Origin of the sequence: Aliagarivorans taiwanensis DSM 22990, from assembly GCF_000429505.1 — a bacterium.
Classification (GTDB): domain Bacteria; phylum Pseudomonadota; class Gammaproteobacteria; order Enterobacterales; family Celerinatantimonadaceae; genus Aliagarivorans; species Aliagarivorans taiwanensis.
In genome coordinates, this window is the sequence record NZ_KE386911.1 from 1 (window position 1) to 12,333 (window position 12,333).

Genomic DNA, 12,333 nt, shown 5'->3' on the forward strand with positions numbered 1-12,333 from the left:
TTTTGTAATTAGTCCACTAGTTACGGCAAGCGCCTCCTTGTCCTCAATGATTTTCCCTGCGCAATATCTGATCATTAACTTATCCAGATTGGTATTACTGCTATCTGGTGCCCATAACAGACCCGCAGATAGTAAAAAGTAGCTCACACTAATTAACTAGGGAGCTACTTTTTTGGTTTTACGTCAGACTTGTATACGCTTATCCAGCGATTTTGGCCCAACTGTCGCGCAGACCGACGGTACGGTTAAATACCAGTTTGTCTTTGCTGCTGTCTTTGTTGTCAGCGCAGAAATAACCTTGACGCTCGAACTGATAGGCCACTTCGGCTTCAGCGTTTACTAGCGCAGGCTCAACCACACCTTTAAGCACCACCAAAGACTCATCGTTCAGCACCGTGGTGAAGTCTTCTTCAGCAGCTGGGTTTGGCACGGTGAACAGGCGGTCGTACAAGCGGAATTCGGCCTCTACTGCGCCCTCTGCCGCTACCCAGTGGATTACACCTTTTGGCTTGGTGCCGTCTTCTGGGTTTTTACCCAAGGTATCGGGGTTGTAGCTGCAGTACACGGTGGTGATGTTGCCGTCGGCGTCTTTGTCGCAGCGCTCGGCGGTAATCACATAGGCGTTACGCAGGCGTACCGATTTGCCGAGTACCAAGCGCTTGTACTTCTTGTTCGCTTCTTCGCGGAAGTCATCACGCTCAATAAATAGCTCACGGCTAAATGGCATCATCCGTGAACCCATCTCTTCTTTGCTTGGGTGCAACGGCCCTTCGACTTGCTCGACCTGCCCTTCTGGGTAGTTTTCGATAACCACTTTCAGCGGCTCAAGCACGGCCATGGCGCGAGGTGCGTTCTCGTTTAGCTCGTCGCGCACACAGGCTTCCAACATTGGCATCTCGACCATGTTTTCCATCTTGGTCACGCCAATGCGCTTACAGAACTCGCGGATAGATGCTGCTGGGTAGCCACGCCGGCGCAGACCGGCAATGGTTGGCATACGTGGGTCGTCCCAGCCATTGACGTGCTTGTCGACCACCAATGCATTCAGCTTACGCTTCGACATCAGGGTGTATTCCAGATTCAGACGAGAGAACTCGTACTGACGAGGCTGACACTCGATGCTGATGTTCTCGAGAACCCAGTCGTACAGACGACGGTTGTCTTGGAACTCCAGGGTACACAGCGAGTGGGTGATCCCCTCGATAGCATCTGAGATACAGTGGGTGAAGTCGTACATCGGGTAGATGCACCACTTGTCACCGGTTTGGTGGTGGTGAGCAAACTTAACCCGGTACAGTACAGGGTCGCGCATGCACATAAAGCTTGAGCTCATGTCGATCTTGGCGCGCAGGCTACACTCACCTTCTTTGAACTCGCCAGCTCGCATCTTCTCGAATAGCGCCAAGTTCTCTTCCACCGGGGTGTCGCGGTATGGGCTGTTTTTACCCGGCGCGCTCAAGGTGCCGCGGTATTCGCGGGCTTCTTCCGGAGTCAGGAAGTCCACATACGCCAGGCCTTTTTCGATCAGCTCGATGGCATAGCCGTACAAGCGGTCGAAGTAACCCGAGGAGTAACACACCTCACCGCTCCATTCGAAGCCAAGCCATTTCACGTCTTGCTGAATGGAGTTTACGTAGTCGATGTCTTCTTTCTCAGGGTTGGTATCGTCGAAGCGAAGATTACATTGACCCTGGTAGTCTTGAGCGATGCCAAAGTTCAAGCAGATCGATTTTGCGTGACCGATGTGCAAGTAACCATTGGGTTCAGGTGGGAAACGGGTGTGAACACTGGTGTGCTTCCCGGTTTTCAAGTCTTCATCAATAATTTGACGAATAAAGTTGCTAGGGCGTTTTTCCGCCTCACTCATCGCAAGCCTACCTATCTCGTAACTACAGAATTTAATTGGAGTATATTCGCTGAATTAGCTGACTGTGACAAGGGCTGGCAAGGATGTTGATAGGCTCAGGTGAGCGTTTGCCGATTATCTGCCCACCCAAAGCGAGCAATCGTTACAAAAACAGCGCCCTTGGGCGCTGTTTGACTGAATAAGCGAAGGGCTTACTTGGTCCAATCCCAAAGCGAGCTTTGAGTAACCTGTTTGACGCCCTGCTCTACTCCACTGCTGGCCGCTTGAGAAAGCTTCTCTGCCAGTTTTTTCTTGCCGTGGTATTGCAGTTGGATCACTTGATGATCGGCGTAGCTGTCCATCAGGTAATCATCGCTAGTACGTAGCTCGTCCACCAGCTCCAGATCCAGCGCTTGCTTGCCGAACCAGTGCTCGCCGGTAGCAACTTTCGCCAAGTCCAGCTGTGGGCGGTTGCTTTGCACAAAGTCTTTAAACAGCTCGTGGGTTTCTTGGATTTCGGTGCGGAACTTATCGCGGGCAGCGTCGGTGTTCTCACCAAACATGGTCAGGGTACGCTTGTACTCGCCGGCGGTGATCTGCTCGAATTCAATATCGTTACGCTTGAGCACTTTATTGAAGTTAGGGATCTGGGCGATCACACCGATCGAACCGACAATCGCAAACGGCGCAGCAATCAGTTTGTCGGCAATACAGGCCATCATATAGCCGCCGCTGGCTGCAACTTTATCTACGGCAACGGTTAGCTTAATGCCCTTATCGCGCAAGCGGGTAAGTTGGCTGGCAGCCAGACCATACCCATGTACGACACCGCCACCGCTTTCCAGACGCAGCAATACCTCGTCGCCCTCTTGGGCAATCGCGATCACCGAGCTGACTTCTTCACGCAGACCCGCCACTTCTTTGGCATCGATGCTGCCTTTAAAGTCGATCACAAACAGCTTGGGTTTGCTCTCTTCTTTTTTCTCTTTCTTAGCAGCTTTTTGCTCGGCTTTAAGCTTCTTCTTTTGCGCTTTAAGTTGTTCTTTGTTCAGCAAACCTTGCTGCAGTTTTTCGACGCCTTCTTTGTGGGCCTTGGAGAGATCTTTCACCTCAAGCTCACCGCTTTTGTGACGTTGACGGTTCGAGCTCGCGGCAATAACGACAATGAGCACCACCAGTGCAACCAGTACGGTAAGGGCTTTGGCTAAAAACAGACCATATTCGATAAGAAATTCCAAAAGTATCTCCTTTTTAATTATCTGCTCTGTTGTACCACAGCCAGCATGCAACTCCAAAACGACAAAGCCCGCAAACGCGGGCTTTAAGTGCTTGGTTTAACGTGGGTGGTAAACTACGGGGCGATAACGCTGCTAGCGCTAATCAGCACCGTTGTACCTCCGGTAGCGGCAAAGGTGGCCATTTGAGTTTGCATCTCGGTGGTAACATCTATGCCTCCCGCGGTAGATATCAAGCTACCGTGAATACCTTTGCTAAAGCGCACCGCGTGACTACCCGATGCTGTTACCTCAGTGGTGGGCAAACCAAAATTGGTAATAAGTGGATCAGTGCCCACCAGAGGCTGGCCAGCAACATTATTCGGAATGGTTTGATCGCTCAGATTGTCGGCGCCATCACCGACCACTTCGTGCAGCAATACTGGGCTAGTAATGCGGCTGGCATGAGCCAATGGATCGGCTCCATCAATCACGCTCTGTACCACACCAGAGAACACACTTAGGAAGGCTGGGAAGTTGGCCTCGATGAGAAACTCAGCAGCCTCTGGATTGGCTTCGCGGTATGCCTCAAACTGAGTCAACGCATCGTCGCCGGTAAAGCCCAAACCGTTAGCCACCAGGGTTAGGTAGCCTTCGTTCTCTTTCAAGCCTTCTTGGATCTCTGGACCAAAGGTGGCGGAGTTTACGATAACCCCTGCCGCCGCTTGGCCCGGTACGCTAAAGCCTGCGCTGGTAAAGCTAAAGTCAGTACCAAAGCTTGCGGTGTAGTTGTTGGCCGTCGCAACTGCGGGGATAGAGACCATCGCACCTAGCGACTGACCGGCCAGATGCACATTAGAGCCATCGAGCTGGGCGATACCGCTGCTGGACAACGCCGCGCGCAGGGCCAAGATGTCGGCGCCAGCTTGGCGTACGTTATCGCGAATGCTTAAGGTGCTGCCAAGGTTCATAAACACCAAGTCATCGGCGTTTGCCCATGCTGGCACCGCACTAAAGGTGGTGCTGGCGTTAAACTCATCTACTCCGTCCATATCTACATCGATACCGCGCGAACCATGGTAGGGCAAATCAATCGCCACTACGGCAAACCCTGCAGCATTGTAAGCCGGCGCAATTGCCGAGGTAATCTCTTTAATCGTAGTGATGCCATGCTGGAAAACCACTACAGGCCAACCACCCGCCGGCATAGTCAAACTTGTAAGAATGCTGGTATCCGGGAGATACACATCGACAGTTAGGCTTGCGGTGCTTTTCACCTCGGGAACCGGGTTGTAAGCGGTTAGGTGACGGGCAAAATCGACCGGTACCGAGTCACCACTCTCGTTCATATAGGTCAGGCCGGTTAGCCCCGAGGCGGCTAGCAGCGCGGCGGCAGTGGCTGTATCGCCCGAGCCTGCAGCGGTTAGCACGGCGGTAGGGTCAAAACCCTGCGCAGTCGCTTGCGCAGCAAAACCGCTGGCACTGGCAAGATCGGCAAAGTCTGCATTGCTTGCTAGCAGTTGCAGCACTGCAACCGGACTGTCCGATTGCGCCTGCGCCCAACCGTTAACGTCGGTGGGGGTTGGCGCTGCAAGATCAGATAGATAGTACGGCGCGCTTAAGGTGGTTTGGTAGTACATCGATGCCGCCATACTTGGCGTACTGGCGCCTAGATAAGTGGTGGCGATATCCGCTGCGGTCAAGCCGGTGGCAGTAAGCGCCGGCATGGTTAAGGCGCTCATCGCCGCCATGCCATCGTATACCTGAGCCACTGAGTCCAGCACTGCATTGGATGATTGAGTGGTGAAGGTGGCGGTATAAATAACATCACTAACACCTTCCGCCGCCAGCAGGCCGTTATCCCATTGGATAAGCGAGGCGATGGACAATGCAGTGCCGCTTAGCTCCGCCAATGAGGCCGTTGCCAGCTCTTCATAGGCTTCTGAAGCATGCGCCGATGCGCCGGCCAGATCCATCAGATCAGCGTTCAGTGCTATTAGGTAGGAGCTCGCCGCATCGAAAGGCTTAAGGGGTACAATGACCAAATCGCCGCCTGAGAAGCTGGCTACAAAGTCCTCGCCATAGCTCAGGGCTTCGTCGATGCGACAGGTTTGGCCGGCACTAAAGCTGCCGCCGTTTTCGGTTACGTCACTGCAGTCGTCGGCAAAGCCTGACACCCGCGCCTTATACAGCATCACTCCGGCTGGGAAGGTGGTTTCGTCTAATGCCGAGTGGGTTAGTTCGTCGTAATCTGCGTCGTGCTCACCGTAGGCCAGTGGGATAGAGATTGGCACCGACAACTGCCAGCCGTCCAACGCACCGAGTACCACACTCACATCCTGATACTGCGCCGCCATGGTTAACGCCGCCTCGTCGGGCAAGTTAACCGTTCCATCTAAGCTGCCAGAGAACAACAGATTGTTCGGCGTGGAGACCACTCCGGCCAACGGATCGAAGCTGATTTTTGCTGAGGGGGGCGCGACAGGCGTGGTATCATCTTCGAAATCAAACGGCGAATCGCTGCCTCCACATCCGCTCAACCCCAAACTCAGGGCAATCGCGAGACTACCGGCAGCCTTCGTAGTAAACGACATTAGCAATTCCTTCTGTTTCTGTTCACGTAACATGCACATTGCATTTACATTAATTTAACAGGTCGAACCAGAAGTGGTATTGTGATTGAAACATTTGTTTAAAGTTTGTGCTCTAGTGCACAACTAAGGAAGGATATGCACCCGATCGCCCCCCACCTCTATCAAGCCGCTGATAACTCTCTTAAAGACAAAGTGATTTTGGTCACAGGTGCCGGTGATGGCATCGGTAAGCAAGCAGCACTCAGTTATGCGGGCCTGGGGGCCACGGTGATTTTGCTCGGTCGCACAGTGGCTAAGCTCGAGCAGGTCTACGATGAAATTGTGGCCGCTGGTGCACCAGAGCCAGCGATTGTGCCCCTCGATCTAAAAGGGGCTACCCGCCAGAACTATCTGGATATGGCGGCCACCATAGAGAGCCAGTTTAGTCGACTCGATGGCGCTTTGCTTAACGCCGCCAATATTGGCGTGCTCGGCCAGTTTAACCAGATCCCAGAAGATGAGTGGGACCTGATCATGCAGGTGAATGTAAAGTCCCAGTTCCTACTCGCCCAAGCACTGCTGCCGCTGATGCAAAAATCCGCCAAAGCCTCACTGATCTTCACCAGCTCCAGCGTGGGCAAAAAGGGCCGCGCGTATTGGGGCACCTACGCAATCTCTAAGTTTGCCATTGAGGGCATGTCGCAGACAATTGCCGATGAGTATCAAAAGCTTGGGGTCAGGGTTAACTGCATTAACCCCGGCGCGACCCGCACCTTAATGCGCGCTACCGCATACCCGGGCGAAGATCCGATGACCTTGAAGACCCCGCTGGACATTATGCCCACCTACTTGTACTTGATGAGCGACGACAGCGAACAGGTCACCGGCCAAAGCCTGGACGCCCAGCCCAAATAGCTGATTCAGAGCCGGGCCATAAGCTCGGCTTTCTGCTTCCCACACCATCTGAGGTGAATGCTTATGTCTACCAGCCCGCGCGCTAAATCTACTCTTGAGCAATGGCGGATTTTTCAGGCAGTCGTAGAGCATGGGGGCTACGCGCAAGCAGCAGATAAACTCAGCAAGAGCCAATCTTCTCTCAACCACGCCGTGGCTAAGCTGCAGAGCCAGCTCGGTATTCAACTGTTAGAAGTCGTTGGACGCAAAGCTCAGCTCACCGAAGCAGGCGAAGTGATGCTGCGGCGCAGCAAACTACTTACCGACGGTGTGCACGAGCTGGAACAGCTAGCTACTAACCTCGGCCAAGGTTGGGAGCCACAGCTCACTATTGCCTATGACAAGGTGGTATCGCGCGCTTTAGTCATCAAAGCGCTCAAGCGCTTCTTACCGGAGTGTCGCGGCACGCGGGTTCGAATGATGGAAACAGTGTTGTCGGGCACGGTTGAAGCCATAGAGCAAGCTAAAGCGGACTTGGTGATTACCGCCACCTTGCCGCAAGGGGTACTGGGTGAGTTTTTCGGCTATATCGACCTCATCCCTATCACCCACTGCACCCATCCACTTGCCAGTGTGGATCAGTCCCTTAGCATCGATGAACTAAGCCAAGAACTGCAGTTAGTGGTTGCAGAGACTGGCTCGAAACCGCTGCCTTCTCGCGGCTGGTTGCTCGCCGAACAGCGCTGGACCGTGGAGAGTTTTGAAGCGGTGCTTGAGGTGCTGGCGCAAGGAATAGGCTTTGCCTGGGTGCCAAACCACCTAGCCGATGCGCAGGTAGCAACTGGGGACTACAAGGTGTTAAAGGTACAAGGCGGTGCGATAACCCGCCTATCTGCCTATCTGGTTGCCCCGCAGCCTGAGCAACTCGGGCCAGCGGGTCAACGCTTGAAGCAGCTATTGCTTGAGCAATCTAGTTAGAGCAACCGCGCTAGAAGCTTAGCCAGTGGCGCATGGCGTTCACCGCGTGTTGTAGCTCGCTACGCTCGCGGATCTGATCCATCGTCTCCAACACCATCTCCGGGTCGTCGGTGATCACCCCATCCACGCCCAGATAGAACAGACGCTCCACTTCGCTAGGCTGGTTTACCGTCCACACATAGACCTTTTGCTGTGCTTGGCTACTGGCGAGCAGGCTCAAGGGGCTAAGCCAACGCTGGCTGACCATCAACATGTCGCGCTGCTGTTTAAACGGGCTAGCGCCGATACTGGCCGCTTCAATCAGCGCCAATAGCGGGGTATGTTCGAGGGGGAACTCGACCATGCGCTCAGCGGTGTACTCCAACAGCTGCGTATCCAGCGAGCTGATGATCACCCGATCCGGGTAGCCCACCAGCATCTCCAACAAAGCATCCACCAGTGCCAGTGAGTCGTCGTAACGCTTGAGTTCGATGTTTAGCTTGATCTGCCCTTCGGCAACCGCCAACCAGTCTTCAAAGGGCAAGGGCGCTGGTTTATTGGCCTGCACAAAGGCTTGTTGAATATCGGCCAACGAGCTTTGACTGACCACTAATGGACTACGGGTAAGACGGCCAAGATCGCGGTCATGGATCACCACAATGCGACCGTCGGCAGTCAACTGAATATCAATCTCGGTAGAGGGTAGCCCCAGCTCAATCGCCGCTTGCAGCCCCTCCATAGAGTTCTCTTCTGCCATCCATCCACCGGCGCGATGGCCCATGACCTCGAAGCTGCGGGCCTCACTAAACCAACCGAGCATATCCCGGTTGGTGGAGACCACCTGAAACGAAGCCAAGACAAAACCGGCCAGCATGACATAACGCACCAAAACGGGCACCCGGCGCTCTTCGCGGAGCAGGTCTTGATGCTGATTAATACCAATCGCTCGCGTACGGCGGCGCTGGATCCGGAAATAGTAATACTGTAGCGCCGCATAGAGCAGCGAATCGATAAAGCTCAGCAGGTAACCCGTTAGCAGCATCGATGCTACCAGTAGGAACACCCCCACCAACTGCTCATCACTGGGGCTGATCCAGCTAATAAGCCAGCGGATCACCCATACATAACTGGCAATTACCGATGAGTAGATCACCGCTCGGAGCAACAGCCAACTAAGGTTTAACCCGAATATTTGCTTGAGATAACCTCTGCTTAGTTGGTTGGCTGTGCCAAGCATTTGCAGCAGCGGCTCGCGGCTTAACACCGCCAACGGCAATGCCAACCACCAACTAAGCCAGCGACGCAGCAGCCAAACTGCGACGGGCAGCCCTACTACACTTAACACGCCCACATACAACCACAACGAACTGCGCTGCTGATCTAAGTAAAAGTTGATATCCCAATCGGCCAATAGTAAGCCAAACAATGCACGCCCCAAGAACAGCAAACACAAGGCCACACCCATCAGCATCGCAGATTGCAGCAGCGCGAAACGTGCAATCAGCCACGCCCTGCCCAGCCATATCTGAATCGCTTGGGAGACGGACTTGCGCTTGTGATCATGCTGCGCCAGTAACAGCACGAACACCGCATGCTGGCAAAATGCGCCAAACAAGCTCATGCCCACCAGCCATGTTGCCAACAGATAACCAAGCGGAGACAAGAAGAAGCCCAGCAGGTCCTCATTGGCCACGCTGCCTTCGCCATATAGCTTCAGCAGCCCACCGCTTACAGCCAGCGTGAGCGGCGCCATGGTTAACAACCACAGTGATTGCACTGACACGAAGCCGGCAAACAACGCGACGCCGCGGTGTTTCAGGCTGAGATAAAAGTAGTGGAAGAAATGTCTAATTCGGCGAAAGTTCATAAGGCAAGATTCGATGATTGAACAGATTCGGTGAGTGAACAAAGGCAGCGCGTAGGTGCTCACCGCTCGTCATGTGGGATAACTCGTTAAATGCGGAGACTGATAGTAGCAACACCACAAACCTTTTAATAGTAATACCAATCCATATAGGTAACTGCTCATTCTTGCTGGTTAAAATCATTGATGACAGCGTCAACCCTTTTGTAATTAGCCCACTAGTCACGGCAAGCGCTTCCTCGTCCTAAATGATTTTCCCTGCGCATTCTCTGTTCACTTACCTATATGGATTGGTATAAGCAAATCAAAGCAAAGTGCGGAACACAAAACTGAGTTTATATTGTTAACAATGTAGACAGATGCGCGTGAAATTAGGTAAAACAACATGGCCGTCAACAACATAAGGATAGACATGCTGGCTCCTCGCGTTTTTTCACTGCTGATAGCCTCCGTTTTACTGCTCGCTACCCCACTCAAAGCTAATGAGTATTTGTTCATGGGTACCGGCAACGTCAGCGGTGTTTACTACCCCATCGGGAACGCCCTGTGTCGGCTTATGGAAGTTAACCAGACCCAACGCAAAATCAGTTGTACCGCGGAAAGCTCCGGCGGCTCCATCGACAATGTCTCAAGCTTGCTCAAGGGTGAAGTTGATTTGGCCATCGTTCAGTCGGATATTCATTGGCAGGCCTATTGGGGCCGCAATAGCTTTGCTCAGCAAGAGCGCTTTAGCAAGATGCGCTCGCTGATGTCGCTTCACTCTGAAGCCATCACCTTATTGGCCCATCAAGACCTCGAGCTAAGCACGCTGCTCGATCTCAAAGGCAAGAACGTAAATATCGGCCCTTCTGGCTCGGGCCAGCACACCACTATGCGCTTGATTATGGACTCGCTCGGTTGGCTGGAACCACCGCAAGTGGCCCTTAGCGAACTCAAGCCTGACGAGCAAAGCCGTGCCCTATGCACCCGTAAAGTCGACGCGGTGGCTTACGTGGTCGGCCATCCCAATGTGTCTATCGACCAAGCCACCACTATGTGCGACTCTACCTTGCTGTCGTTTCCGGAGAGCGTGATTGATTCACTCACTCAGGAGTACAGCTATTTCCGCCCGGTTACCATCACCCCCGGGATCTATCAGGGTAATCCAACCAGTGTTTCTACACTTGGGGTAAGTGCCACCTTGGTGGTGACCTCAGATATGTCCGAGCAAACCGCTTACAACTTTGTCGCTGCGGTAATGGAAAATCTCGATTATCTTCGCAGCCTGCACCCTGCTCTGGCACAACTGAGTGAATCGGAGATGGTGAAGGTGGGACTCTCTGCGCCACTTCATCCCGGCGCACTGCGTTACTACCGTGAACATGGCTGGCGTTAGGCCAGCCACTTCAATTGCAGCTTAACGGTCGATAATCGCATCTAGCTGGCTTTCTAGCAGGCTGCACAAGCGGTCCAACTCTTGGTCGAGGTGTGCCTGCCAATCGGTTGCTACACCACTCCAGCCAAGCTGACCTAACCACGCTTGGGTAAACACCTGATTCTCGAACAAGCCATGCAGATAGGTGCCTGCTATGTTGCCTTGCTGCCAACCGGTGCCCTCTTCAATATAGGCCTCAGCCTTAGAGGTGGTGACAGAGCTGCCTACGTGGATTTCGTAGCCTTGCAGCGTATGCCCCTGCCACGCAACTTGCCGTTTTTCAGTAGTTTTACTTGGCGTAAGCTCGGTCTCGATGGGCAACAGGCCCAAGCCGCTAACGTCGCCGCCCTCTATCTGATGGGGATCGCGGATCGCACCGCCCAATAGCTGCATTCCACCGCAAATACCTAGCAATGGCTTATCGCTCGCAGCGAACTGCGCTATCTCCGTATTCAGGCCGGTGTCGCTTAAGAAGCGACGTGCTACCCCCACCTGCTTAGCACCGGGGAGTATCACCGCATCAAAATCACCAAGTGCTTCATAACGGGTCACCGGTACAATATTGACGCCGGCTTGATAGAACAGCGGGTCAAACTCTTCGAGGTTGGAGGCAAAAGGATAGGCAATTAAGGCAACGTTTAACTGCTTGGCACGCCAGCTATGGCGGTGCTTAAAGCTGTCTTCTTCCGGCAGTTGGTTAGTGGTATAGGGGATCACCGCAACAATCGGCACGCCGGTTTGCTGCTCAATCCACCGGTTGGCATCATCCAGCAGCGCCTGTTCACCGCGAAACTTGTTGATAACGAAGCCTTTAACCAATGCCCGTTCTTGCTCGCTCATACACTGCATGGTGCCAAGCAAATGGGCGTAGGCACCACCACGGTCGATATCTACCACCAGATACACATCGGCCTTGCAGGCCAAGGCCACTTCCATGTTTACGATATCGCTTTTGCGCAGATTTACCTCAGCAGGTGAACCGGCACCTTCAATCACGATTTGCTGATGCTTGGATTGAAGCCGGGTGAGGCTGCTCTCAACCGCAGGCCACAGTATCGCTTTGCGTTCATGCCAGGCGTGGGCATGGATATCCTCGACCCGTTTGCCCTGCACGATCACTTGCGCTTGGGTGTCACAGTGAGGCTTGATCAACACCGGATTCATATCGGTAGTAGCCGCGACCTTGGCCGCTTGCGCTTGCAGGTACTGCGCGCGGCCAATCTCGCCACCATCGTCGGTGGCCGCCGCGTTGTTACTCATATTCTGGGCTTTGAATGGTGCGGTATCGACACCCCGCTGAACCAGCCGGCGACACAGCAGCGCTGCAATCCAAGACTTACCGGCATCCGAGGTACAGCCCATTAGCATGATAGGTTTGTTGTTAGACATAGCTTGAAGCAAGGTTACACGTTACCGCGAACCATAGCGAACTCATTGAATAAATTCAAAAAGTTGTCATCGATTGGGAAGATATAGGATTCTTAAGAGAGAGTAAGATGGAGGCGGAACCCGGAGTCGAACCGAGATCCACGGATTTGCAATCCGCTGCATAGCCATTCTGCCATTCCGCC

At 53.5% G+C, this 12,333-nt stretch carries 8 protein-coding genes and 1 tRNA gene; 3 read left to right on the forward strand and 6 right to left on the reverse strand.

The genetic code is table 11. The features are described 5' to 3' along the window. Window positions 1-199: 199 nt before the first annotated feature. From glnS to G462_RS0120155, 3 genes are all read right to left on the reverse strand, one after another. Window positions 200-1,867: a glutamine--tRNA ligase gene (glnS, locus tag G462_RS0120145; RefSeq protein ID WP_026960570.1), complete on the reverse strand. Its 1,668-nt coding sequence runs from the start codon at window positions 1,865-1,867 to the stop codon at window positions 200-202. 191 nt (window positions 1,868-2,058) lie between these two features. After that, window positions 2,059-3,084 (reverse strand): protease SohB, encoded by a 1,026-nt coding sequence (gene sohB, locus G462_RS0120150; RefSeq protein ID WP_026960571.1) that lies wholly within the window; start codon window positions 3,082-3,084, stop codon window positions 2,059-2,061. A gap of 113 nt (window positions 3,085-3,197) precedes the next feature. Next, window positions 3,198-5,654, reverse strand: coding sequence for a VolA/Pla-1 family phospholipase (locus G462_RS0120155; RefSeq protein WP_035478585.1), 2,457 nt, complete (start codon window positions 5,652-5,654; stop codon window positions 3,198-3,200). Window positions 5,655-5,789: 135 nt separating this feature from the next. On the opposite strand from G462_RS0120155, the gene G462_RS0120160 reads away from it, so the two are divergent. Both G462_RS0120160 and G462_RS0120165 read left to right on the forward strand, forming a co-directional pair. Beyond that, window positions 5,790-6,548: a YciK family oxidoreductase gene (locus tag G462_RS0120160; RefSeq protein ID WP_026960573.1), complete on the forward strand. Its 759-nt coding sequence runs from the start codon at window positions 5,790-5,792 to the stop codon at window positions 6,546-6,548. A 63-nt stretch (window positions 6,549-6,611) separates the two neighbouring features. Next, the gene (locus G462_RS0120165; protein WP_026960574.1) at window positions 6,612-7,505 is read left to right on the forward strand and encodes a LysR family transcriptional regulator; all 894 of its coding nucleotides are present in this window, start codon (window positions 6,612-6,614) and stop codon (window positions 7,503-7,505) included. A gap of 10 nt (window positions 7,506-7,515) precedes the next feature. Here G462_RS0120165 and G462_RS0120170 read toward each other — a convergent pair whose 3' ends face one another. Continuing rightward, window positions 7,516-9,351, reverse strand: a complete 1,836-nt coding sequence (locus G462_RS0120170) for a glycerophosphodiester phosphodiesterase (protein ID WP_026960575.1) — start codon at window positions 9,349-9,351, stop codon at window positions 7,516-7,518. Between the two features lie 409 nt (window positions 9,352-9,760). On the opposite strand from G462_RS0120170, the gene G462_RS0120175 reads away from it, so the two are divergent. Next, window positions 9,761-10,723 carry a TAXI family TRAP transporter solute-binding subunit gene (locus G462_RS0120175; RefSeq protein WP_026960576.1) on the forward strand — a complete coding sequence of 321 codons (963 nt, stop codon included), beginning with the start codon at window positions 9,761-9,763 and terminating at the stop codon, window positions 10,721-10,723. Between the two features lie 21 nt (window positions 10,724-10,744). Here the strand turns inward: G462_RS0120175 and G462_RS0120180 are convergent, their stop codons facing one another. Both G462_RS0120180 and G462_RS24845 read right to left on the reverse strand, forming a co-directional pair. Further along, window positions 10,745-12,151: a cobyric acid synthase gene (locus G462_RS0120180; protein WP_035478588.1), complete on the reverse strand. Its 1,407-nt coding sequence runs from the start codon at window positions 12,149-12,151 to the stop codon at window positions 10,745-10,747. 108 nt (window positions 12,152-12,259) lie between these two features. Beyond that, a tRNA-Cys gene (locus G462_RS24845) sits at window positions 12,260-12,333 on the reverse strand.

Coding starts and splice junctions, on each gene's coding strand:
- G462_RS0120170 (WP_026960575.1), bottom strand. CDS start 9,351: ATGAACTTTCGCCGAATTAGACATTTCTTCCACTACTTTTATCTCAGC.
- glnS (WP_026960570.1), bottom strand. CDS start 1,867: ATGAGTGAGGCGGAAAAACGCCCTAGCAACTTTATTCGTCAAATTATT.
- G462_RS0120155 (WP_035478585.1), bottom strand. CDS start 5,654: ATGTCGTTTACTACGAAGGCTGCCGGTAGTCTCGCGATTGCCCTGAGT.
- G462_RS0120165 (WP_026960574.1), top strand. CDS start 6,612: ATGTCTACCAGCCCGCGCGCTAAATCTACTCTTGAGCAATGGCGGATT.
- G462_RS0120175 (WP_026960576.1), top strand. CDS start 9,761: ATGCTGGCTCCTCGCGTTTTTTCACTGCTGATAGCCTCCGTTTTACTG.
- G462_RS0120160 (WP_026960573.1), top strand. CDS start 5,790: ATGCACCCGATCGCCCCCCACCTCTATCAAGCCGCTGATAACTCTCTT.
- G462_RS0120180 (WP_035478588.1), bottom strand. CDS start 12,151: ATGTCTAACAACAAACCTATCATGCTAATGGGCTGTACCTCGGATGCC.